Source organism: Chryseobacterium sp. Y16C (assembly GCF_022488405.1).
Classification (GTDB): domain Bacteria; phylum Bacteroidota; class Bacteroidia; order Flavobacteriales; family Weeksellaceae; genus Chryseobacterium; species Chryseobacterium geocarposphaerae.
Window position 1 is genome coordinate 168,078 of record NZ_CP092711.1, and the last position, 25,193, is coordinate 193,270.

The following is a 25,193-nucleotide window of genomic DNA, read 5'->3' on the forward strand; positions in this document are numbered from 1 at the left end:
ACAATTATGCATAACCAACTCATCCAACTTATTTCAGAACGTACACAACTTTCAGATGTTGAAAGAGAATTATGCATTCAGTATTTTGAACCCGTCCTGTATCCCAAAAACAGAGTGATTGAAGAAGAAGGAAAAGTTCCTCAATATTTATATTTTGTGGTTTCAGGTTTTGTACGGCTGTTTCATTACAATGATAAAGGGGATGAGGTAACCACGCACATCAATTGTCCTCCGGGTTTTATTACTTCTTATTCCAATTTTACAAATCAGATCCGATCCGATGAAAATCTGGAATGTATTACGGAATGCGAACTTTTACGCATTACAAAGACAGATCTTGATTTGCTTACTCAAAAAAGCCCTGCATTTAAAGATTTCAGTTTTTTTGTGTTTCAGAAATCGTTATCCTACAATGAGAAACGGGCGAAAGAACTGGCAACACTTACCGCAGAAAAACGCTATTTAAAATTAATGACAGAACATCCTGAGTTGTTGCATAATGTTCCAATGCAGTATATCGCTTCTTTTCTGGGGATGAACCCTAAAAGTTTGAGCCGTATCCGCAAACAGATTTTTAAGTAACATTTGTGAAGTGATTTTGAATAAGCAAGGATGAACTTTGCAGTAGTATTTAAAATCAATAAAATGACAAGTAAGAATTTAGTATTGGTGTCCGGAGCAAATGGGCATTTAGGCAACAATCTGGTAAGGTTACTCATTAAAAAAGGATTTCAGGTTCGCGCATCCGTTCGTAATATCAAAAATAAAGACTGTTTTAAAGATTTGGACTGTGAAGTGGTGCAGGCAGATATCACCGACAAAGCTTCATTTGTAAAAGCTCTCCAGGGAGTTCATACATTTTATGCTGTAGGTGCTTCATTTAAATTGTGGGCCAAAGATCCTAAAAAGGAAATCTACGATGTCAATATGGAAGGAACGCGTAATACGATCGAAGCCGCTGCTGAAGCGGGGGTAAAAAGAATTGTGTATGTGAGTTCCATCGCAGCTTTAGATTATACCAATCTCCCGACTAAAGAGAGTAATGGATACAACCCGGACAGAAGAGATATGTATTATAATTCTAAGAATGATGGCGAAAAGCTGGCTTTTCAGCTCGCTAAAGAATTAGGAATTGAATTGGTGTCCGTAATGCCCGGAGCAATGATTGGTAGTGAAGCATTTCTTCCGTTGAATGTATCGTATGGCGTACTGGGATTAATTTTAAACAAGCAAATACCGATGGATACCAAAATAACGCTGAATTGGGTAGATGTAAAAGATGTTGCGGAAGGTTGCTGTCTTGCCGCAGAAAAAGGGCGATCCGGAGAGCGTTATATTTTAGCCAACGAAAAATGTATGACCATTACCGATACTACCAAACTGGCTCAAAAACTTTATCCGGAACTGAAAATCAAAGTGCCTGGTTCTGTTCCTAAATTTGTCCTGTATGCAATTGCAGGTGTAATGGAACTTTCAGCTAAAATCAGTGGAATACCTCCGGTACTAAGTGTTAAAGATATTGCAATGTTTTCAGGATTACAGCAGAACTTCGATATTTCAAAATCAAGAAACGAATTGGGTTTTAATCCTAAGAGTCCGGAACAAACGGTAAAAGAAGCTTTAGCCTATCTTATGGAACATAAAAATTTGCTGTAAATATATAATTTGTAACATTTTTGAATATAAATTGATTAATTATAAAATGGCTATCAACAGATAGTCATTTTTTGTTTCATAAGTAGATATCAAGCATTGTGCAAACTTTTTCTTTTTTGAATAAATATCATAAGGTTAAATGTCTTGTATTCAGATATTTTTACGTAAATTAGAACAGCTGAAGAAAAGCTTTTATGAAGTAGTGAAGACTTTGCCGTCAACAACAAATCATTACATTTCTTGTACGCAGATTTCTCGAAGCTACTGATCAAAATATAAACACGGACCCGCCGAACACCGTATTGCAAAGTAGGCACTAAAAATTTATTTATTATGCCCAATCTGTTAAAATCATTCAGAAACTCTGTGAAGCATTGGTATATTCCTCTTATTTTGGGAATTATTTTTATCGTTTGTGGACTTTATGTATTTTCTTCACCTCTTGGAACCTATGTGGCCTTATCACTATTATTTAGTGTGTCTTTTATTGTTTCAGGAATATTCGATATCTTTTTTTCCATTGAGAATCGAAAGTCGATGAACGGGTGGGGATGGTATTTGGTGAGTGGACTTTTATCCTTAATTATGGGTGTTTACTTAGTGAGTTACCCTAAAATATCAATGGCAATACTTCCCTTCATTGTAGGGCTTACAGTTATGTTCCGCTCTTTCCAGTTATTGGGGATTTCTTTCGATTTAAAAGATGCTCATGTTCTTCGTTGGGGTAATCTTGCTATTTTCAGTATTCTCGGGATTATTCTTTCTTTCCTCCTTTTGGCTAATCCTATATTTTCAGGAATGTCGCTGGTGGTGGTTACCGGATTATCCTTTGTTTTTGTTGGAGTAGCTTCTGTTATTCTAGCTTTTGATCTTAAAAAACTTAAAAATTTCCCTAATAAATTAAGTGACGAGATAAAGCAGAAAATAGAAAATCTTCAGGAAGAAATTAATGAAAGAATGAAATAAAAGCTTTTTAAATTATATAAATAAGCTGAGATAAACTGAATTCGGTCACATTATATCAACTATTATTCACTTCAACTGAATCTAATATGACACGTTTATTTAAGTAATTTTTCAGCGTTCTAATGGGAAGATAAGTAAACAATATCGAAAGTATTCCGGCTAAACTTCCGACCAAAATAGCCATTGCTGTCGGGTTTAGTTTGTAATATTTTGATAAAATAAACTGCGCAAACAGTAAGCTGGATAATACCAATATACCTGTAACCAGTCCGTTTAAAATACTCAGTCTAGTCAGTAGTTTTTTTAAATTAAGCTGATCATCGACTTCGAATTCAATTGCTTTTTGATGAGCTGCATCGGTCACTCTTTTGATAATGTCAATCGTAAGAACAACCGGTAAAAAAATGGCCATAGGTAAGGTAAGGCGAGCTAAACTCTGTGTACAGGCAAAAAAATGGGTATAGCCTAATTCATTAAAACTGGCATAAGCAATGATAAAATTAAAACATACATTTGGAATCAAATAGATAAGCATCCGTTTTTTCAGAAAGCGGTTGAGTGTTGTTTTTTTGAGTGGTTTTGGTTGAGCTTTTTTTATTTTAAATTTCATGACGTCAGGAGCTCAATAGCTTTATCTTTTATTTTTTTTGCATCTTCTTTCGGAAGAAAATCTTCATTAGACATAAAGGTGAAATCCATTTGATGATTATAAGTCGTTACTACTAAAGTATTGGAATTCAACCACGGAAATGCAACTGTCGGGCTGTAAATGGTTTCCAGTTTAAAATTTTTATACTCACTCGGAATATCTATTTTACCCATATTCGACAATGTAATATCATGTCCGCCTTTGCTGGATTTTAATAATGAAATCATACGATCAACAACCGGATGCATATTTTCACCCATCCACAGCAATTCCCTTGCTTCCGTTTTCCCCATTTTTTCAACTAAGTCTTTCTTGATCTGTTGTGCATTTTCAAGTAAATTCTGTCCTTTTTTCAAAGACAATTCAACCGTCGGCGCAAATGCAAAGATATGATCTTGCTTGATTTCCGGAATAAAATTTCGCACATCTACCGGGCTTATCACTTTTCCTTTTGCCTTTTTACCCTGAAATTCTTTGAACGCTTCCATAAAGGCCGCACACAGCAAAGAATGAACGGAAATCCCGTTGACTTTACATTTATCAACTATTTTTTTGGAAATAACAGTATCAAGTTTTCTGTGAAGAGCGTAGTTTTTTCCGGAATTTCTTTTTTTACTTTTAGACTGAATGAAAAAGAATAATTTGGCCATAATTAAATATAATCTGGCTTTTCGCTGGTTTTTTTTCAGATTGAAATCAGCAGGCAGAAAATCATCAACGGAGCTGAATGTCTGATAAGAGCCCAATTCTGCAGAAGGATCATCCAGCAAAGAACAAAGTTCTCGTAGTAAGTTGATACCGGTTGTTCCATCGCAGATAGAGTGAGGCATTACCCAAAGAATTTCAGAAACAGCTGATCCTTTTACCCAAACAATCTGGACCATTGGTTTTTTCGGATCTTCAAAGATTCTGTACCATTCATTTTCAGATTCCAACAGCCAATCTTCCTCGGTTTTTCTTTCAAGGATTCGAAGAGGAATCGGTGAAATTTCTTTCTCTTCTACAAAGAATGGATATTTTGCACTTTTATGATCAATAGAAGCCCTTAATAATGGATGTTTCTGCTGAATTTTATCTAAAGCAATTCTGAATTGGGCTTCAGAGATTTCACCATTAATTTTAGCTGTAAACACACAATTTACAGGAGTTTTAGAATCAACGTACATGATTCTTTCTACCATCATTAGTTTTCGTTTAATCATATACAGCTAAAGATTCCAGTTTTTGTTTTATAATGGTAATGACTTCATCACGAATTGCCAAAGCTTCAGTTTGGGGTAAATACCCTTCGCTTCCCATGAAAGCAAAATCCATTTCTCCACGGAATGTGGAGGTTACCATTGTCGTTGTATTTCCCAAAGGTCCGATGACGGACGGACTAAATATCTTTTCCAGTGTAAATTCCTTGTATTCATGCGCAATTGGAATGCGACCTAAATTAGAAAACATACAATCGTTGGTAGATTTTCCGTTTTTCAATAATTTAGTAAAATTCGTCAATGCATCATGAGCAGATTCCATAACCATCATGGTGATGTATGGATTTAATTTTGATGTTTTTTTCTCAACAGCTTCCTGCATCAGTTTTAGGTTTTCTTCAAAACCTAATTTTTTGTTTAAAGAGACGACAATCATCAATCCAAAAGCGAAAATGTGATCGGCTTTGATCTGATTAGCAAAACGTCTGATATCAACCGGGCATGAAACCTTATTAAAAGCCTCCTCTTTTCTGGTTTTTTGAAATGCTTTTAAGATTGTTGCACAGAGAAAAGTATTCACAGTCACTTTTTGAAATTTGCAATAATCAATCAATTCTTTACTTGTCTCTTTATCAAACTTCCAGTTGAGTAAATAATCGCTTTGTCGGTCGGTCGTTTTTTTATTGACAGGAATGACTTTAATCGCTGTTGCCGCTAATCTTCCGATCATTTTTGCTTTGAATTTCTGCCCGCGGTTGTTCAAAATTTCACTTGGAACAACATCATGAATTCCCAAAATCGGATCTTCAATGCCAATGTCATAATTCGGATCGTCCAGTACTTTTAAAAATTCGTCTAAAACGGCCATGGCAGAGCCTCCATCACATAAACAGTGATGGAATACAAACATCATATCTGAAATTTCTTCACCCTTGATCCAGACAAATCGCATCAATGGCTGCTCTTTGTAATTGAATAGTTTATACCATTCTTTTTTTGATTCTTCCAGCCAGTCATTTTCGTCTTTTCCGGCTAAAATCCGGATGGGAATTTTCACTTTTTCCGAAACCTCAAACCATGGAACATTTTTTTCATCATGTTGAATAACGGCCTTTAACCAAGGATGCTTTTCCTGAATTTTTTCTAAAGCATGTTGAATGTCTTTCAGTACAAATCTTCCCTTTAATCTGAAAGGAATCACCGTGTTGAAAGGTTCTGTGCCGTCGCCCAACAACATTCGTTCACCAAATAACAATTTTCGTTTCATATGTAATTGTTTATTGTTTTTTAATGGCCATATGGAATCGCTTATCTTTATTAGTCATTGTATCTAAATTGGTTAAGAGCTATTTCATAGACTTAAACAGGAACTAAAGTGGATTGCTTTATAAAATTTTCCAGCAATTCTACGGCGCGATCGTTTCCGCCGGCGTTAATTAAACTCGACTGAACTTCTTTTGCTGCATTTCTGTATGTCGGATTTTCCAATAATTCAAAAACCGTTTGACGAAGTGCATCAACACGCAGTCTTTTATATCTAATACTGATTCCGCAACCTGCTTTTTCAATCAGTTTTGCAATATGAAAATGGTCATAAGCGATGGGTGTAATTAACATTGGTAATCCGTTGGTAAAAGTATCATTTACGGTATTGAAACCGCCATGACAAATCACGGCATCCATGTGCGGTATCAAAGCAGATTGGGGCACAAAACTACTCACAATAAAGTTCGAAGGCCATTCCTCAAAAATTTCTGGTGGAGTAGCGGCAATTACTGTTACAGGCTGATCTGCAAATGCAGCAATTACTTTTTCGAAAAATGCTTTTCGAATATCTACTAAAAGTGTTCCTAATGAAACAAATATTTTTGGCGTTGTAGAAGCATTTAATTTATCCCAATCAAAAGGAGCTGGATTTGGTCTTCCTTTTACGGGACCTACGAATTTCATGTGCGTTGGAACCTCATCAAAATCTGCAAATTTTTGAGATGTAAAAATTAAATTCAAATGATGAGAATGAATGAAAATTCCATCATCTTCAATTCCGACTTCTTTTTGAAGGGTTTTAATCAAATTCTGCTGCCATTCGAAGATTTTTGGTGCGCTGTTTTCTGTATCGCCCATCACATCGGGTGGAACAGGAGTTGTTGTCACACAGGGGATATTGTTTTTATGGGCAAAAAGTGCTCCTCCGAATGAGATACAATCGTTCACAATAACATCGGGTTGCCATGCTTGGGTCAATGTTTCCAAACCGGACATCATCATTTTAGCAAAAGGAACATACGTTTCTTCCAATGCCAGTTTCATGACTTCAGGACCTGAACAGGCAGGGCCATCATCCTGTCTTTTTAAAATTCTGGCAATTTCATCCTGATACGGAATTAAATCCTGTTCAGGATAAAAATAGCTTCCACCTTCCGGAATATGTTTATTGTCTAAAGGGGTAATTCCAAACCATTTTACTTCGTGACCGCGGGCAATTAAACTTGCTCCAACGCTCAAAGTTGGACTGATATGTCCAAAAAACGGAGGAACAACAAATAAAAATTTAGACTTTGGTCTTTCCATTGTAGAATTGGAAGTGGTATTTTCCAATAAATTGGCTGCTGTTGCGCTTCCTCCGGCTTCAATGAAAGATTGACGGACAATTTCGGCAGCTTTTTTATATTCAGGATTTGTTAGGATATTTTGTACGGCTTCGTTTAAGTGATACGCTTTAAATCGATTAAAATTCAGACGTTCTCCTGCTCCGGTACGTACAACACGTCCCGCAACATGCGACTGGTCATACGCAATCGGAATCACAACCAAAGGTAATCCATTCGAAAGCGCTTCTGAAACGGTATTGTGACCGCCGTGTGAAACAACGCCATCTAAATGTGGTAATAAATCCAATTGAGGAACCTGCTGATACACCATAAAATTCTCCGGCCATTCCTCGAAAAGCTGAGGATCTGAAACAACAACAACTGTTAGGTCTTCATCTTTAAAAGCATCAATCACTTTTTGGAAAAATGCTTTTTTATGTTCGTGATCGAAAGTTGTTCCGATGCTTACTAAAATCTTCTTTCTTAAATTGCTGTTGAATTTTTCCCAGTCAAATTCCGAAGAAATACGGCGCTCCGTAAGAACGGGACCTGTAAATTGATAATTTGATTCCAAATCCATTTCGCCAAAGAAATATTGGGAGGTCAAAACCAGTGTCAGTAAATCCGAACAATCCAATGCACGATTTTCTTCAACACCTAATTCCTGTTGTAAAGCAATGATTTGTTTTTCCTCCCACTCATGAACTTTCGGAAGTTCGCTCATGATTTTAATCGCAGCCGGAGCGGTCACTGTCGTAGCATATGGCAAACCTAATTTTTTAGCAGCAATAGAAGCGGCAAATAATTGATGATCGCCAATCACCAAATCCGGTTGATATTCCTTTAATAAAGGGATAATTCCGTTATAGCAATGTCTGTTTAAAGGGATCAAAACATCTTCGTAAAGAAATTTGATGCTGTCGATTCCGTAGACCACTTTTTTAGAAATAATATCGAGATAGTTTTCACTTTCTCTTTTTTCTTCGTCCGTCTGGTCGTATTGAATCAATAATAATTCTCCGCCTTCCGGAAGTTTATGTTGTAAATTTTGGTCGAGACTTATCCATGCAACTTGATGTCCTCTTTCCAAAAGAGTAGCACCGATGCTTAATGTGGGATTGACATGACCAGTTAAAGGTGGAACTATAAATACAAATTTAGCCATGGTTTTGTGATAAGGTTTTTAATGATTTTGATAAAAAATGGGTAATGGTTTCCGCAATCAAAACAGGTTCCTGAATTGGGATGTTGTGATCTCCCTGAATTAATTGTAATTCAGAATTTCCGATTTGGGAATTCAGCCATTCTCCTGTCGGTCTGCAGTTGGAATCTTCGCCATACATCAATAATGTAGAAGGTGTTAATCCAGAAAAATCAGTCTCGTTCAAGAAATGTTTTTCTTTAATCATATCTGCTTTAATGGAAGTCTGATTAAATAAAAACTCATACATCCTGTGGTTTTTTTCCATCTGTCTTTTGCCCATCTGTACTTTGGTGGTGTCGGTAAAATTAGCTACATAATGCTCCAGAAACTCTTTGCTGTATTCATCAATAATATTTCTGGCTTTTTCGTCCTGTGGATCGGGAGCTTCGATAACAACCAGTTGCTCGATGCGATTGGGAGATTTTAAAGCGGTTTTTAAAGATATTAATCCTCCAAAACTGTAACCGACAAGATGTGCTTTTTCAATATGTAAAGCATCCATCAACGCTAAGACATCGGAAGACATATTTTCCAGATCATAACCGTCTGTAAAACGCTCGCTCATGCCGTGACTTTTCAAATCAAACATCACCACATGGAATTGTTTTGCCAGAATCGGAGCAATATTGAAATAATAAATAGAAAGGTTGCTGAACATACCGTGGATCAGCACCACAGTTTGTTCAGCCCCTTTGTTGAGTTCCTGAATATGAACCTTTTTATCGTTAACAGAGATTATTGGCATTCGTAGATGTAATTGATAATCATACTTAAATCTAGGTTAATTAGCTCGTCCAAATCCATTGAAGACAGCCATCCAGTGAAATCGATCTGCTCACCAAAATGTGCTTTGATTTTTTCCGAAAATGAAACGATTTCAATGCTGTCCATTTCCAGATCTTTCGTGAATGAACTTTCCGGCGTAATGTCCATTTCTTCAACAAATTCTTCACCGATAACTTCTGTGATGAAACCTTTTAAAAGAGTAAATAATTCTTCGTGATTTAATTTTGTAGTAGTGTTTATAGTGTCCATCCTATGATATAATTTTTATGTTTAATAGTTTTTATTTCTGTTTGATTGATCCATAAAGAATCTTCTGTAATTTTTTCGACTTCGAACCGCTTCGGGTTTCCTTTCAGTCCTGTTCCAACGAATTTTCCGTAGGCTTCTTTAGCTACCCATAATTTGGTCGTCCATTCTGCCTGATCTTTTCCTTTTAATAAGGCTAATTCGTTATTGGTAAAGACCAAATCGTAGAATCCTGAGCTTCTTTCTTCCATGATTTCCATATCGATTCCTACAGGTTTTCCGCTTTTTGCAATTCCCACTGCATCTTTTCCTTTATGTGCTAAAGAAATGTGAATGTCTTTCGTGGAATCTCCAATTAAGAACGGTTTTCCAACCTCATCTTTACCAACTTCAAAAGTAATCGGGAAGCAAGGATGATTTCTTTCCTTTTTAAGAAGATTTCTCACGGCATCTTTCACCGCAACACGGCTTACCATATAGCTTTTTCTTTTGTTGGGAAGCAATGCCTGATGATGATGCTTTTCGGTTTGATTGAAATATCTTTTTAGAATAAAATCCCAAGATGCAACCCTTGAGTACGCCTGATGGAAGAAAAATACTTCAGGAGCAATTTCCTCCGAAAGACGGTTGTGCAAAGGCGACATCGAAACATTCCAAAGCGCGGCATCGATTTCGAGACGGCGGTTTTGCCACCCTGAAATTTTGCACCATACTTTTCCATTTCTGGTTAAAAGAATATCTCCTATGGCAAATTCGTCATTCATTTCAGTCAGACTGCAGGAACACTCGAAAATACCATTCTGATCCTGTAAATCTCCGAAAAATTCAATGTCTTTTATTTTTACAGGGAACGCGATTCTGTCTTTTGTTAAGGTTAACTGCAACCAAAGTCCGAATAATTGTCCTGCGTTATCCAATAACGAGCCTTTTCCACCATTTCCTTTGATCTTTCCGATAATTCCTTTTGTTCCGACTTTCGAAACTTCCGTAATTCCCTGATATTTTTCACCGTGAAACATATGCATCTCGTAGATTTCTTCGGGAGTTCTTTCGATGGGTAATATTTCTCCGATGGAAAGATTGAAGGTAGGATTCGGTCTTGCTGTTGAGGTTAATAAAACTTCAGCATTGGCAAAATTTTCAATATCTAAATAAGCATGGTTTTCCGATTTCCATTCACCTTTGACGGTTTTTTCGAAAGGTTTTGCCACATTCATCCATTGAAAAACACTTACGTTCATGATTTTATGAACCTGACTTCCTTCAATTTCTGCTTGAGCAATTTCTGCCAACTGTTCAAAAATCATAGTCATTGGAATCACGGGTTCCATATCGGCAACTTCTGTCCAGCCTTTTGGCTGTCTTAATAAGCTGTGGTCGATAAGGTAGGGATGAGTTTCCAACGTTACATACAATGTTTTCTCAAAGTTCTTGCTTATTGGAGCCTGAACTTTTGGCAACATAACATTCGGAATTGAAACTTTCGGACGATTCTGGAATAAAGTTAAAACTTCTTCCTGCATACGGATCATATCTGAAATATTATCCTGAAATGCCTGAACCAGTGGATGCCCTGATTTTGCAACCGTTGCAGTAATCTTTTGATTCGGTGTATCAATTGATTTTGCTAATTGTTGAATCTCCTTAAAATCACGGATAATTGGTGAACCTAATTCAAGTTTTATTCCTTTTCCGGATGATTTTTTGAATTGAGTCTGAATGTCTAAAAAGTCAAGGGCAACCGTTTTTCCTTCTACAAACAGCGCAACTACAACCCTTTGAAGCTGAGCCAATGCAGAGCGAGTTGCAACACTGGAAGCAATTGTACTGAATGCTTTTCCTTTCAATGTATCGTCAATAAACCCAATTAACCCCCCGGTTCCGACCTGAATGAAAAATCTTGCGCCTTCTTCGTATAATTTATCCGTCAATTCACGGAAACGAACGGGCTCTACAAGGTGTTCCGCACTCAGTTTTCGGATAGATTCCTGATCAGCCGGATACGGTTCCAAAGTCGTTGCCGACCATAAAGGAATTTTCGTCTGCTGAAACTCTGCTTTTTCCATTCCTGCCAAAATCACATCTAATTTATCAGCAATAAAAGGCGAGTGAAATCCTGACTGGAATGGTAATATCTGATGAAAGATCTGTTTTGATTTTAAAGTGGGAACCAATTCATCCAAAGCCGAATTACTTCCGCAAAGAATCACCTGATTTGGGCAATTGTCATTAGAAATATAAATGTTAGGAATTTCTTCAATGATAGGTTTTATAGTTTCAATTCCTGCTCCGATGGCGATGAATTTTGAATCTTTTAATTCAAAAGTTTCAGGGTTTAAAACATCAATTAAGGCCTTTACGGAATTTACTTCCGCCAATTCAGAAGAATAACCAGCAAGCCATTCTCCTAAACTGTGTCCTGCATTCATATCGGGAATAATTCCTAATTTTTTTAATGAATTGTCAAGAATACTACAGTTGTTGAAAATGTGTAAAGCATCATTTAACAATCCTTCACCTTCCGTTTCAATCGGTGCATTGATGTTAAAATAACGGCTTACACTTTCTACTTCACCTTTCGCTAATCCGTCTAATCCAGGGAAAACAAAAGCTACTTTTTCTCCGTTTTGTAACAGGGGAGTGTTGGTGTACCAGATATCCTGTTTATTTCTCCAAGGATTATTTTTAGCAACAATTTTAATCGCTTTTTCAATTCTCGCAGAGGTCGGTTCGAAAATCGCCACACGGAAATTTCCTTCGCCAACCGCCGTTTCGCTATTTTGTAAAGCGGTTAATAATTCTTCATGTGTGGGTCTTGCCAAGATTAAAACCTTATCTTTTTTAGGCATATCATAACCTTCCAACACCACATGTGCATTGATTCCTCCAAATCCGAAAGCATTCACTGCCGCCACTTTTGGTAAACCTGTTTCAGACCAGTTTTTTGCTTCCTGAACTGGTTCGAATCTGGTGTTCTGCATTTCCGAAGTTGGATTTTCGCAATATAAGGTCGGAGGTAATGTATCGTGATGTAAAGCCAGACAAGTTTTAATTAAACCTGCAATTCCCGCAGCAGGCATTGCATGACCGATATTTGATTTTACAGAACCGATTCCGGCAATTTTAGCGCCTTCTTCTTTTCCGAAAAACTGAGCTAAAGTCTGCAATTCTGTCTTATCACCAAGCGGAGTTCCCGTTCCGTGAGCTTCGATATAACCAATTTGATTTTCATCTAAATCTGCATTTGCCCAAGCTTGTTGTAAAGCTTTCAACTGTCCTTTTACAGAAGGGCTCATCACACTCGTTCCATTACCGTCACTGCTGATTCCGATACCTTTAATGACTGCATAAATTTTATCCTGATCACGAACGGCATCTTCTAATCTTTTCAAGACTACAAATCCGCAACCTTCACCAATCAGCAATCCATCTGCATCGCTGCTGAAAGGTTTGATTTGCTGTTGACGAGACATCGCACCCAACTGAGCAAAAATGCTCCAGAACGCGGCGTTTTGTCCGGTGTGAACACCACCAGCAATCATAATGTCAGAACGACCTCTTTGTAGCTCCTGAACGGCGTGATCTACGGCTAGTAAAGCACTTGCACAAGCTGCATCAACAGTAAAAGCAGCACCTCCAAGATTAAAACGATTCGCTACTAATGAAGCAACCAAATTGGGAATTAATCCCATCGCAGTATCGGCTGCAAAACGTCCTTTTTTTTCCTGAAAAGCGTGTTTTACTTTTTCAATATCTGCAGAAGAAACTTCGGGTAACAATTCTTTTAATAAAGAAGAAATTTGCTCTCCTGTTCTTACAATTTCGATGGCACGAGTTGCACCGGGGCCAGTGTAATTTCCTTTCCCGATGATGATTCCTGTTTTTTCCAGTGAAATATTTTTCTGAAAAATACCGGCATCGTCTAAGGCTTTTTGAACCAAATCAAGCGTTAATAAATGATCGGGTTCAGTTCCTTCAACCGCCAATGGTAAAATTCCGAAAGCGGTAGGATCGAACTCATAATCAGGGATAAATCCACCGCGCTGACAATAAAAACGGTCAACTGGATTTGTACTGTCACTGAAATGAACAGGATCGATTCGGTCAGCCGGAGCCAACTGGGTAGAATCTACTTTATTGACAATATTCTGCCAAAAAGTGTTGGCATCTTGTGCTCCCGGAAAGACACAAGACAAACCAATTATTGCAACATCTGTTTTTTTCATACATTAAATTTAAAACAGAGATTACCAGTTATTTCCAGACATGATTAATACCTGACTTTCTGTGCCGTATTTTATTTCATTCAGGAAAATTTCCTTCCCTTGATCCAATGGAATTAGAGAGATTCCTCTTCTTTCATATTCCGTTTCCAGGGTTGGAGAAACCATTCCGGCTCCTTTCCAAGGTCCCCAGTTGATGGAGATTACTTTTCCTTTTAATTTTTTATTTAAAGCATTCGCATAATCATCCAAAACGGAGTTTGCGGCAGCGTAATCGGTTTGACCCTTATTTCCGTACACCGAAGCGATGCTTGAAAACAATACGACAAACTGACAATCCGTACGAAGTTGTTCTGCCAATACACGAAGCGGTTTCACTTTAGTATCGAAAACACGTCCGAAAGAGCTTGTTGTTTTTTGCTTGAATAATTTATCTTCCAGCAATCCTGCCCCGTGAATAACTCCGTCTAAACGGTTGTATTTTTCGTAAATATTGTTGATTAATTCAGATAAACCGTTTTCATCACAAAGGTCTAATGATTGGTAAACAATCGTATTTCCCAATTGCTCCATATCGCGTATTGTACGTAGAATCTGATTGTTTTTATAAACTTTTATCGTTTCTTTTTCAATCTCAGAAGGTGAAGTGAATGTTCCTGATTTGATAAGATAGGCTCTTATTTCCTCCTTAGTTTTAAATGCTTCCAGTTCACTATTGGTCGCATGATTTCTCGGATCAGCAGATCTTCCGACCAAAACATAAGTGCAAGGATAAGCCTGTGACATATGCTTTACCAATTCTGAAGTAATTCCCTGAGCGCCTCCAAGAACCAATACAACGGAATTTGTATCCAATTGAATTTGAGCTTCGCTTAAACCTGTTGACAAGGGTGACGGAATAATATCCACTTTATGTCTTTTGTCATTTTTATAGATTACTTCTGCAGGTTTGTCTTTTGTTAAAATTTCTTTTAAAGTAATTTCAGCAATCTGCTCGATTTGTTGAGGGGATGTTAAGCTGATTAATCTGCAATTCGTTTGTTCAAACTCACGTGCTAAACTTTTGAAAAGCCCCGGATGTCCCTTATAATGGCGCAAAAGGGTAGTGTCCGTCAATTCCTGAACGTGAGCCGGAATATCGGAAATCAGATAGATCCATTTTGCTTTATCAAGATCCATTTTTTTGATTAAATCAACGTGATCAATGATGTTGTGATTCGCAGAAGATGAGAATAAATCAAGGATAATTAATCCGTCAAAATCTGTTAAATCTTTATCAGAATCAATTAATTCCGCAATCGCACCATATTTTTCAAGCTCATTTTTAATCGCTAACGTCTGATTGCTGTCATTTTGAGTGATGGCAAAACGTTTTCCGTGAAGAATTTCTGTGTTTTCCGTTAAGGAAATATCAGTCGGAGTCAAATCAAAACGAAGACGGGATAATGCATTTTGTTCCGGTTCAGAAGACGCATTTCCGCTCATTTCATGAATCCAAGAAGCTAGTCCATTCAATGTTTTAATCGCAGCTAATTTTTCCATTAAATCATCCGCTTGTTCCATATCTCCACCGAAATCGATTTTTGTTTTTAAATCACCGATAATTTCCATACGTTTGATGGAATCGATGCTTAAATCTGCCTCTAAATCAAGGTCTAAACCTAACATTTCTTTCGGATAACCTGTTTTATCGCTTACAATATTTAAAATCGCTGTCTGAAGTTCTTCAAGAGAAAATCCGGCCTGAGCTTGATAAGTTGAGGCTTGAGTTTCTATAATTCCAACTTTTTCTGTTGTGTTTGAAGCTCCTGAATATTCTGTTAACCAGGAAACTAACCCATTTAATGTTTTAATTCCGGCTAACTGTTCCATAATGGTATCTTCATTAGCTGTGTTTGAAGAGAAAGAACCCAATTCAGCTTTCAGCGTACCAATAATTTCAACTCTTTTAATGGAATCAATGCTTAAATCTGCTTCCAAATCCATTTCCATACCCAACATTTCGTGAGGATAACCCGTTTTATCGCTTACAACTTGCAGCAATAATGTTTTGATATCCTTTGTCGGAGCCTGTTTTTCGGGAACAACAGTTGTTGCTTGAGTACCATTATTCGTTGGTGTAGAAACCACTTGCACAGGAATATTCTGAGTTGGAATATTTTGAATCGGAGCTTGATAAACAGGAGCTTGATGAACCTGCGGATTCTGTCCTAAGAAGGAAAGCATCACGTCACGTTGTGCCTGAATCATCATTTTCATGCTGTTTAAATATTCCTGCAACATACGTTCTGCATTCGTCTGATTTTCAGCTATAGGAGTTTGAGTATTTTGTGTAAAATTGTTCATTTGAAGTGGATTTATGATGGGTAATGCACCATTAACAGGGAGTGAACCTGTCGTTGGATGAGCTGCTTGTCCGTTCACGCGCCAAATGGCAGGACTTTTCTTGTACAATTCTGGCTGATCGATTTGAATAGATTTTGCATTTCGACCATCGAATAGTTTAGCAATATTAAAGTTTCGACCTGTTCCCAAATATTGAGCAAGTGTTGAAAGAAGATGTGTTAATTTATTAGTGTTATTATCTTCAACAAACAACGTCAACTGGTCTTTTTCAAGGCAAGATTTTGTTAATCCTGTCAATACTTTTCCGGGACCAACTTCGATAAAAATTCTTGCACCGTCATTGTACATAGCCTGAAGTTCTTCCACGAATCTTACGGACTGTACCAAATGATCTGTTAATCTTTCTTTGATTTCGGAAGTGTTTGTCGGATAGATTTCTGCTGTCGTATTTGACCAAACCGGAATCTGCATTTCTTTGAAAGGAACGTTTTCTAAAACAGTTTGATATAAACCTTTAGATTTCACCAGTAAAGGACTGTGGAACGCACAGGCAACTTCCAGTTTTTTTGCTGAAATTCTTTCCTGTTTCAAAACTTCCATTAATTTGTTGATGGCTTCCGTAGTTCCTGCCACCACACATTGAGTCGGAGCGTTGTAATTTACAGGATAACAACCTTCAACCTGTGCTAAAATCGGCTGTAAGTTTTCTTTGGTGGCACTTACCGCAATCATAGAACCCGGATCTCCGCCTTCAACAGAGTTTAAGATCGATTTTGCTCTTTGAATACTTAAGTCAACCAGTTTTTCTTCTTCGAAAACCCCTGCGAAACATAATGCCGGTAATTCTCCGTAGCTGTGTCCCGCTAACATATCGGGAACAATTCCGATGGATTGTAAGAATTTAGCCAAAGCCAAATCAACTATTCCTAAAAGCGGTTGTGCTAAACGGGTATCTTTTATTGTTTCTTTTTGTTGTTTTAAATCAAATTCATTAAAAGTTTTTGAAGGGAAAATCACTTTTTCCAATTCAGGATAAGAATCGATTAACTTTCGCATTTCTGGGAAGGCTACGAATAAATCACGAGCCATGTTGATGCGCTGACTACCTTGTCCTGGAAATAAGAACGCTACTTTTCCTTCTTTTTTATTAACGGTAAATGTGTCTTTGCTTTCAATTCCTGATAATGCTAATTCGATGTTCATCATCAAATGTTCGGCTGTGTCGGCAACGATGCTCAACTGAACCTGTTTTTCTGAACTTGTTGCCAAACTGTAAGCGATATCTTTTAAGGCGATACTGTCATTAACTTCAAGTAAAGATTTAATCTGATTTAATTGAATTTTAGCCTCATCATACGTATCTCCACGGAACACAAATAATTCCGAAGGCCAGGATTGTAATACCGCAGAATCATCTTCTTTAGGATGATTGGCGATTACTGTATGGAAATTTGTTCCGCCAAAACCGAAGGCGCTGATTCCTGCATAACGTTTTTTATCAGGCCAAATTCCGGTTTCCGCATTGAATGCGAATGGACTTGTTATCGAGTTATAATAGGCATTCGGTTGTTGAAGGTGAATTGTCGGAGGTTTTACACCGTGATAAACTGCCAGTGAAGCTTTAATTAAGCCTGCCAAACCAGCTGCACATTTTGTATGTCCGATTTGAGTTTTTACGGATCCTAAATGGGTTTGTCCCGGCAAAGCTCCTGAACGGCTGAATAAATTCGTCAAAGCGCTTAATTCTGTTTTATCTCCAACGACAGTTCCTGTTCCGTGTGCCTCAACCAGTCCAACGGATGCAGGGCTGATTCCGGCTTGTGTGTAAGCTCTTTCCAGCGCACGAACCTGTCCGATTTTTCTCGGAGCAGTCAAGCCAAGCGCTTTTCCGTCACTCGAACCACCGACACCTTTGATCACAGAATAAATTCTGTCGCCGTCTTTTACGGCGTCTTCATATCTTTTTAATACTAAGATTGCAACGCCTTCTCCCAAAGCGATTCCGTCTGCTTCACTATCGAAAGTAGCACATCTTCCTTTTCTGGAAAGCGCGTGTGTGCTGGAAAACATCAGATAATCATTGATTCCGTTGTGTAAATCTGCTCCACCGGCCAAAACCATATCTGATTTGCCTAATACCAATTCCTGACAAGCCAGATCAATCGCCGCCAAAGAAGAAGCACAGGCTGCATCTACGGTATAATTTCTTCCGCCTAAATCTAAACGGTTGGTAATTCTTCCCGCAATAACATTCGCTAAAATTCCAGGGAAAGAATCTTCTGTAGTATGTGGAAAAGCTTCCTTAACTTCTTCATGAAGCTCACCGAAAACCTGCTTGTAAAATCCTCTGAAACTGTAGCTATTCGCCAAATCATTGCCACCTTCAGCACCGATGATTACGGAAATATTTTCTCTGTTCGTATGTTTTTCGCCATACCCCGCATCGTCCATCGCACGTTTTGCTACCAATAACGTCAACAATTGAGTTGGTTCGATCGCAGCAAGAGATTGTGGCGGAATTCCGAATGCCAATGGATCAAAATCGATTTTGGGAATAAATCCGCCCCATTTTGAATGGGAAACGTCGGCTTCGTTAGAATCAGGATGATAGTATAATTCTTTATTCCATCTTTCGTCCGGAACTTCCGTTACGCTGTCTTTTCCAAGAACGATATTTTTCCAGTACTCCTCTAAATTTTTTGCATCAGGGAAAATACATTCCATTCCGATAATGGCAATATCTAAAGGTTTTTCTACAGAAGCAGGTTCTTCTGAAAGCCCGGCTTCGTGAATATATTTTTGATTATTGATACTTACATTTTCGTGTAATTCATCTAAAGAAATTACTTTGTCATGCATCGTCGCCACCTGACCAATCATATACATTCCCAAATCTAATTGATCTTCTTTAGGAATGTTTACCAATTGATCTCCTTGACGTTCAACGCCTTTTGCTGCAATTCTTAAACGGCCGACGTTTAATTTTTCAAGCTTTTCCCAAACTTCTTTTTTGTCGGTTCCGGCTGCGATTAATTTAGATTTTTCCTCATTAAAATATTTAGCAAAATTCGTGTCCAAACAACGTGTTTCGTGTCCGGGAGCGGTTTCTAACAAAACGGTTTCTTTAGCCTGTAATGCCTGTAACTGGAATTCCTCCTGAATAGCTCCGCAAGAAACGGCTTCCTGAGTGTAAAGGTAAGCAGTACCGATTAATACACCGACTTTTACGCCTCTTGCTGCCAGCGGAGCTGCCATAATGGAAACAAACGCTGTTGAAAAATCATTATGAATTCCGCCTGCAAAAAATACGCTGATGTTTTCAGGATGGTCTTCTTTTAAAATTCTTTCAATCTGTTTTTCCCAAAGAACAGTACTGGAAAGCGGACCAACGTGACCGCCACATTCACGACCTTCGAAAATGAAATTCGTAGCACCTTCTTTAAGGAAAATATCCAAAAGGGCAGGAGAGGGAACGTGTAAAAATGTTTTAATTCCTGCTTTTTCGAACACTTTTGCCTGGGCGGGTCTTCCTCCTGCGATCAAAACGACAGGTGGTTTTGCTTCTAAAATATAAGAAGTTTGCTCATCTCTCAGTTCCTGTGGTGCAAAACCTAAAATTCCGACACCCCAGGTTTTTTCTCCGGCTAAATTTTTAGTGTCAAATACCAAAGATTTTGCCGCGTTACCTTTTAGTAAAGATAAAGCAACGAAAGGTAACGCTCCTGATTCCGCAACCGCGTTCGCAAATGCAGGAACGTCGCTCACACGAGTCATCGGACCTTGTGCGATAGGATATTTTAAGTTTAAATCTTTCGCTAAACTATTTTCTTTGTCGATAATTTGAAGCACTTTTGCCTGTTTCAAATGACCGTACATGGCTTCTTTAAATCCAAAAATTAATTTTTTCAGATTTTTAAAGTCTTCATATAGATCGATTGCCAAGGAAATATCCTGTCCCATAGGGATATAGCTTTTGCTTACATCAAGATCTGTGAAATATGCTGTCAGTTCTTCGGCAGTTGTGTTTTCAGATAGAGAAGGAGAGTTGGGTCTTACCAATACCCGATGATTGGCGATGATTTTTGTTTCTGTACCGTTTAATTTTGTACATAAATCTTTAATCTCTTTCGGAACAGAAGTTTCAGGGAATAAAGCAAGTTGGCTGTCTAAAACAACACCCGAAGCTCCAAGAGCTTTTGCAGCAGCAGCGGTGTGAAGCCCGATTCCGCCCTGTACCCAAACAGGAATGGATTTTATTTCTTTAATCACGCGTTGGAAAAGAACAAACGTAGATTCGTATCCTACCAATCCTCCGCCTTCATTGCCTTTAATAATAATGCCTTTAGCACCTAATTGCTCGGCTTGTCTGGCTTCTTCCAAGCTGCTCACCTGATAGATGATTGGCAGATTCCATAAAGGATTTACGGGAATCTGGATAGGCTGAATCGCAAACTGTACCTTTTCCGAAATGTTGAGGGATGTTAGTTTTTCATTTGAAATATGAATACCATAGTATGGTATATCTTTTTTATCAAGTAGATTAAGTGATTCCTGGGCAATCACTAACTCATGTCCTAGGCTTAAGACAGGGAACGCATCTGCTTCATAGAGTTTAATAATAAGATTAACATCCGGTTTTTCAAAAGGAGTTAATCCAATAATGGTTAAGTTTTTCATTGTGTTGTTGGTATTGAAATGATGGAAGGGGATTTCACAATAAACATCAAAACTTACCTATGGATAAATTGATAGTTTATTATGAAAGCATAAAAATAGTTAATTTTTATTATATTTTCAATAATAAACAATATTTAATAATAATTTTTTAACATTAATGAAATATGATATTTAAATAACTGATAATAAATTGCTTGTATTTATTTGTGCCTTTTATTTATTATATGCATTTATTATACAAATAAATTAAATTTATGATATGATTGCTTTTATATGAGTTAAATAGGCTTATTTATTAAAATTAAATTTATTTTTTCATTAAACAGTGAATAAAATTAGCTGAGAAGCAATAACTTATTTCTGATATATTTATAATGATAAAGCTTATTTGATAATAATTTATTAACACAAGAATAACTATCTATATACTGAATGTGTATAGTTTATAATCGATTGTCAGAATTAAGAATGTGTCGTTTAGTAAGTATGGTAAACAAATATATAAATAAAATAAAAATATTTCAATGTTTTGAGAGTTGTTTTTTACCTGAAAATTATATAAGTTATGGCGCAAGAGAATAACTGTGAAAAATAAAAAACCACTGCAATACATGTTGCAATGGCTCTGATAGAATATAATAAGTGAATTTTTGATTACTTCATATTGGCTTTTATTCTTTCCTCCAACATTCTCCAGTCATACAAATGAAATACCTTGCCGTTGCTCATGGCAACAAAAACTCCTTTGGGGAATTTTGCCCCAAGATTTACATTCGTAACTTCTGAACCATCACTTTCTTTGGTAGAAACAGGGATTTCTGCAATTCTTCCTTTCGTAGGATTTTCTCTTAAATACACATTAAAAGTATCTTTCTGCTGATTGGAAACTAAAATATAACCTGTATTGGCAGAAGTAGAGTAGATTGAGATCCCTTCGACATCAGATGTAAAATCACCTTTTCCGAAAACAGCCAGTTCCTCATTTCCTTTTTCCGGATCAGCGTAATATTGATGAACACCAAACATTTCGTCAGAATAATAAATGTATCCCATTTCATCATCTACAGCTATGCTTTCAATTTCTTTTAAACCGCTGTATTTTCCGAATTTTCTTACAACTTCTCCTGTTATTTTTCCGTCTTTTTCAATCAGTTTATATTGCCAAAGATAACCGTCATTAGGTCCTGATTTTCTTCCTACAATTGCGAAAATTTCTCCAGTTTTAGGATTTTTATACATCGAAATTCCCATAGGACCACGTTCGGTTTCACCATCGAAAACAGAGAATTCTCCAACCTCTTTTAAATCAGGAAGCGAGTATAATTTTACCTTGTTGGTTTCTCTTTCCGTTGTTGCGGCGATGTCTGTTTTTTGTCCATTTAGTTCAAACCCATATTCGATATCAACATTATTCGGACGTTTTAAACCTAATACTTTATTGATGATTTTTCCATCCAGATTAAAAGCGTACAAACCTCCGTTCGTATCTTTATCGGTTCCGATAATAATACTTTGTGAAGCATCTAGGGGATTAATCCAAATCGCAGGATCATCAGTGTCATACATCACAGTTTCTGTAACGACGGTAGGTTCTAGCTTTTTTCCTAATTGGCTTTGCCGTACACAACTTACCACAAATGGTAAAACGGATAAGGCTATACTATAATTTACTTTTTTCATTTAAATTGTAAAACGTGTTTACTTTTTCTAACAGTTGTTTGTCGTTCTGACGAAGAATCTCAGCAATATATAGATTCTTCACTCCGCTTCGCTCTGTTCAGAATGACAAACTGAACGGTTGATTTGGATGTATTCAATTAAAAATCAAACTTCACTCCAAGATTAAACTTCGGTCTGTAATATTCAACCTGACCTGTTCTGTCTTTAATTCCCTGATAATATCTCAACGGTTGATTGGTTAAATTATTCGCTTCAGCAAACACTCTTAACTGACTTGTGATTTTATAAGAAGCATTGGCATCAAGGAATAATTGATTGTCATAATAACGGTCTTCAAAAGAATTTCCACCCAATTCATCAATATAATGAGAGGCATAGTTCATAGAAACTCTAGCCGAAAAACGTTTGTTTTCCCAAGAAAGCGATCCGTTGAACATATGCGGAGCCGTTCCCGGAAGTCCTACATCTGTTCTTTCCAAGCCGTCTTCGTTGGTGATTCCTTTTGCTTTAGAATGTGTATAGGTATAGTTTACATAAACTCCCAATCCTTTCCAGAAAGCGCCCGGAATGAAATCCAGTTGTCTTTGTAAAGCAACCTCAAAACCGTATAGTTTTACATTATCACCGTTTCTTTGCTGTGTGAAGCTCCAGTTATTTTCTCCTGCCGGAATAGGGTTGTTTTGCCCTCCAAAATCGTTGACAAAGTCATTCGCAGCGTAATTTCTTCTTGAATAAGTATAAATAAAATCTTTTAAACTCTTATAGAAAACACCTCCGGAAAGAATACCTACCGATTTGAAATATTTTTCTGCCATAAAATCGAAATTATAAGCATAAGTAGCTTTTAGGTTCGGGTTTCCTGCAGAAATTGCTTCGTCTCCTGAAATAACATTCAGGTAAGGAACCAAAGCGTAATAATTCGGGCGCGCCAAAGCGGTAGTGAACGCTGCACGAAGAACTAGATTCTGAACCGGAACATATTTAAATGATACATTCGGAAGGATATTGGTATATGTATTGGTGTTGGTGATTTTTCCTACCAAATCCTCTTCATCCATCACATAATTTCCTGTATAATCAATTTTTGTAGTTTCAATACGGGCTCCGACAATCATTGAAAGTTTATCGTTGAAATCCTGATCCCAACGGATATATCCTGCATAAATATTTTCTTTGGCATTATAATTTCCGGAAAGGAATTCCTCAGGTTTTGATTCTGAGTTAAATAAATTCGAATTAAATAAATCTAAATGTCCTAAATAAGAGGCACTCGCAAATGTTCCCGGAACATAATTTCCCGGCTGAAAGTTGTGCCCGTCAAAATAAGTGGTAGGAACATTCAACAAACTTCCCATATCATTGATCGGTTCAAAAGCGAAATAATCGTTTTCCCTTTCTTTAGTTTTTAATCTTAAACGCGCACCAACACGAATTCTACCTTTCTGGTCTTCAATCACAGAGAAAGGAAAGCGTAAGTTAACTTTTGCTCCAAATTCTTTTTCCTGTGTAAAGCTGTTGGAATCTGAAAGATCACTCAATTGGTAATCTCCAAGATTATCAGCCGAAGTTGGAAGAATTATTGGTTTTCTAGGATCAAGTAAATTAGATGAAAAACTTAGATCTTCATTTTCAAACTCGATATATCTTTCATGAGGCTTCTTTTCACTTGCTATGGCATAATTCATTGCCCAGTCCAGATCAATTTTTGAACCTAAAAGATGCTCTCCTCGTAGAGCATAGTTTTGTACTTTTTGTCGCTCCAAACGGGTATTGTCATTGTTGTAATCTCCCGCTTTAACCTGTCTGGTAATACTTCCTTCCCAATCTTCGATTGCCGATTTATCAGCACTGTAGACAGGTTTTATTTTGTAGCCTAAAGCATAGCGGTTTTCCTTGTCATTTCTGAAATTATACATCGCAGAAGCATAAATTTTATTTTTTGAGTTGAATTCATAATCCAAATTCAGGTCAAAACTATGTCTGATGCGGTGTTCGTTGTAGTAGCGAATTCCAATTTTGCTTACATAAGCAGTTTGTGCTGCGTCTTTTGCAAGACTCCATGTTGGTTCTATATTATCTGAACCAAAATTGTTGTTATTGTATGAAAAACTGAATACGGCTCCCAATTTTTTATTCAGAAAGCGATCTCCATATACCAATCCTGCCGTATAATTTCCTTTTTCACGAATCGGACTGTAACCTCCTGCAACGGTCGCCGAAATTCTTCGTCCGTTCGGAGAAGCTCTTGTAATTAGATTTACAGAACCTCCGATAGCATCCGCATCCATATCGGGAGTCAAGGTTTTATTAACTTCAATTGTGGAGATCATATCGGAAGGAATCAAGTCCATCTGAACATTCCTGTTGTCTCCCTCGGCAGAAGGAATTCTGTCACCATTTAAAGTCACCGAGTTCAAATTTGGAGCAAGACCTCTTATAATCAGGTTTCTCGCTTCACCCTGATCATTTTGAATTGTTATTCCGGGAACACGTTTTAATGCATCCCCTATATTGGCATCGGGAAAACGCCCGATCTGATCGGATGAAATAACATTGGTGATATTGGCGTTATTTTTTTGCTTATTTAAAGCTCTAGCTTGATTTTTTAACGTGGTTCCGGCGACAACAACTTCTTCAATGGTGGTTTCCTTTCTTGCAAAAATGATATTTTGCTGGGTATTTTTATCAGATTCTACAATCACGTTGTATTCTCTGATTCCATATCCAAGATAGTCGACTTTCATGGTGTAGCTTCCTGCAGGAACGTTTAAGAAAACGAAATTTCCGTGGTCGTCCGAAGTCGTATAGATATTTCCTGGAATCAAAGAAATTTTTGCTCCGGGTAGTGCAATTCTTGAATCATCATTAATATTTCCCGAAACAGTACCTGATTGTGCATAAAAATAAATAGAGGCACATAAGAGAACTGAGGTGAAAATTTTCTTCACTTTCTTTAGATTTAATTCAGGC

At 37.3% G+C, this 25,193-nt stretch carries 13 protein-coding genes; 3 read left to right on the forward strand and 10 right to left on the reverse strand.

Annotation, left to right across the window (positions count from 1 at the left end):
* The first annotated feature begins 6 nt into the window (after positions 1-6).
* The 3 genes from MKS83_RS00780 to MKS83_RS00790 all read left to right on the forward strand — a co-directional run bounded on the left by MKS83_RS00780 (position 7) and on the right by MKS83_RS00790 (position 2,622).
* Positions 7-582, forward strand: a complete 576-nt coding sequence (locus tag MKS83_RS00780) for a Crp/Fnr family transcriptional regulator (protein WP_240581543.1) — start codon at positions 7-9, stop codon at positions 580-582.
* A 63-nt stretch (positions 583-645) separates the two neighbouring features.
* Positions 646-1,656, forward strand: coding sequence for an NAD-dependent epimerase/dehydratase family protein (locus MKS83_RS00785; RefSeq protein ID WP_240581544.1), 1,011 nt, complete (start codon positions 646-648; stop codon positions 1,654-1,656).
* Positions 1,657-1,989: 333 nt separating this feature from the next.
* Positions 1,990-2,622 (forward strand): HdeD family acid-resistance protein, encoded by a 633-nt coding sequence (locus tag MKS83_RS00790; protein ID WP_240581545.1) that lies wholly within the window; start codon positions 1,990-1,992, stop codon positions 2,620-2,622.
* A 55-nt stretch (positions 2,623-2,677) separates the two neighbouring features.
* Here MKS83_RS00790 and MKS83_RS00795 read toward each other — a convergent pair whose 3' ends face one another.
* The 10 genes from MKS83_RS00795 to MKS83_RS00840 all read right to left on the reverse strand — a co-directional run bounded on the left by MKS83_RS00795 (position 2,678) and on the right by MKS83_RS00840 (position 25,171).
* Positions 2,678-3,232: a hypothetical protein gene (locus tag MKS83_RS00795; protein ID WP_240581546.1), complete on the reverse strand. Its 555-nt coding sequence runs from the start codon at positions 3,230-3,232 to the stop codon at positions 2,678-2,680.
* The gene (locus MKS83_RS00800) at positions 3,229-4,455 is read right to left on the reverse strand and encodes a hypothetical protein (RefSeq protein WP_240581547.1); all 1,227 of its coding nucleotides are present in this window, start codon (positions 4,453-4,455) and stop codon (positions 3,229-3,231) included. The genes MKS83_RS00795 and MKS83_RS00800 overlap by 4 nt, the downstream gene beginning before the upstream one ends.
* 10 nt (positions 4,456-4,465) lie before the next feature.
* On the reverse strand, positions 4,466-5,737 hold the full coding sequence (locus tag MKS83_RS00805; protein WP_240581548.1) for a condensation domain-containing protein: 1,272 nt from the start codon (positions 5,735-5,737) through the stop codon (positions 4,466-4,468).
* 92 nt (positions 5,738-5,829) lie between these two features.
* The gene (locus tag MKS83_RS00810) at positions 5,830-8,226 is read right to left on the reverse strand and encodes a glycosyltransferase (RefSeq protein WP_240581549.1); all 2,397 of its coding nucleotides are present in this window, start codon (positions 8,224-8,226) and stop codon (positions 5,830-5,832) included.
* Complete coding sequence (locus MKS83_RS00815) at positions 8,219-9,010, reverse strand: alpha/beta fold hydrolase (RefSeq protein WP_240581550.1); 792 nt, start codon at positions 9,008-9,010, stop codon at positions 8,219-8,221. The genes MKS83_RS00810 and MKS83_RS00815 overlap by 8 nt, the downstream gene beginning before the upstream one ends.
* Positions 9,001-9,300 carry an acyl carrier protein gene (locus MKS83_RS00820; protein WP_240581551.1) on the reverse strand — a complete coding sequence of 100 codons (300 nt, stop codon included), beginning with the start codon at positions 9,298-9,300 and terminating at the stop codon, positions 9,001-9,003. Before MKS83_RS00820 ends, MKS83_RS00815 begins: the two co-directional genes overlap by 10 nt.
* The gene (locus tag MKS83_RS00825) at positions 9,288-13,523 is read right to left on the reverse strand and encodes a type I polyketide synthase (RefSeq protein ID WP_240581552.1); all 4,236 of its coding nucleotides are present in this window, start codon (positions 13,521-13,523) and stop codon (positions 9,288-9,290) included. The genes MKS83_RS00820 and MKS83_RS00825 overlap by 13 nt, the downstream gene beginning before the upstream one ends.
* Before the next feature lie 21 nt (positions 13,524-13,544).
* The gene (locus tag MKS83_RS00830) at positions 13,545-20,543 is read right to left on the reverse strand and encodes a type I polyketide synthase (protein ID WP_240581553.1); all 6,999 of its coding nucleotides are present in this window, start codon (positions 20,541-20,543) and stop codon (positions 13,545-13,547) included.
* Positions 20,544-21,197: 654 nt separating this feature from the next.
* Positions 21,198-22,223: a phytase gene (locus MKS83_RS00835; RefSeq protein WP_240581554.1), complete on the reverse strand. Its 1,026-nt coding sequence runs from the start codon at positions 22,221-22,223 to the stop codon at positions 21,198-21,200.
* Positions 22,224-22,360: 137 nt separating this feature from the next.
* Positions 22,361-25,171, reverse strand: a complete 2,811-nt coding sequence (locus tag MKS83_RS00840) for a TonB-dependent receptor (RefSeq protein WP_240581555.1) — start codon at positions 25,169-25,171, stop codon at positions 22,361-22,363.
* Positions 25,172-25,193 lie beyond the last annotated feature (22 nt).

Bases quoted from the DNA above. Each gene is read 5' to 3' on its own strand.
- MKS83_RS00815 (WP_240581550.1), bottom strand. From the start codon at position 9,010: ATGCCAATAATCTCTGTTAACGATAAAAAGGTTCATATTCAGGAACTC.
- MKS83_RS00805 (WP_240581548.1), bottom strand. From the start codon at position 5,737: ATGAAACGAAAATTGTTATTTGGTGAACGAATGTTGTTGGGCGACGGC.
- MKS83_RS00825 (WP_240581552.1), bottom strand. From the start codon at position 13,523: ATGAAAAAAACAGATGTTGCAATAATTGGTTTGTCTTGTGTCTTTCCG.
- MKS83_RS00830 (WP_240581553.1), bottom strand. From the start codon at position 20,543: ATGAAAAACTTAACCATTATTGGATTAACTCCTTTTGAAAAACCGGAT.
- MKS83_RS00785 (WP_240581544.1), top strand. From the start codon at position 646: ATGACAAGTAAGAATTTAGTATTGGTGTCCGGAGCAAATGGGCATTTA.
- MKS83_RS00810 (WP_240581549.1), bottom strand. From the start codon at position 8,226: ATGGCTAAATTTGTATTTATAGTTCCACCTTTAACTGGTCATGTCAAT.
- MKS83_RS00790 (WP_240581545.1), top strand. From the start codon at position 1,990: ATGCCCAATCTGTTAAAATCATTCAGAAACTCTGTGAAGCATTGGTAT.
- MKS83_RS00795 (WP_240581546.1), bottom strand. From the start codon at position 3,232: ATGAAATTTAAAATAAAAAAAGCTCAACCAAAACCACTCAAAAAAACA.
- MKS83_RS00820 (WP_240581551.1), bottom strand. From the start codon at position 9,300: ATGGACACTATAAACACTACTACAAAATTAAATCACGAAGAATTATTT.
- MKS83_RS00835 (WP_240581554.1), bottom strand. From the start codon at position 22,223: ATGAAAAAAGTAAATTATAGTATAGCCTTATCCGTTTTACCATTTGTG.
- MKS83_RS00780 (WP_240581543.1), top strand. From the start codon at position 7: ATGCATAACCAACTCATCCAACTTATTTCAGAACGTACACAACTTTCA.
- MKS83_RS00800 (WP_240581547.1), bottom strand. From the start codon at position 4,455: ATGATGGTAGAAAGAATCATGTACGTTGATTCTAAAACTCCTGTAAAT.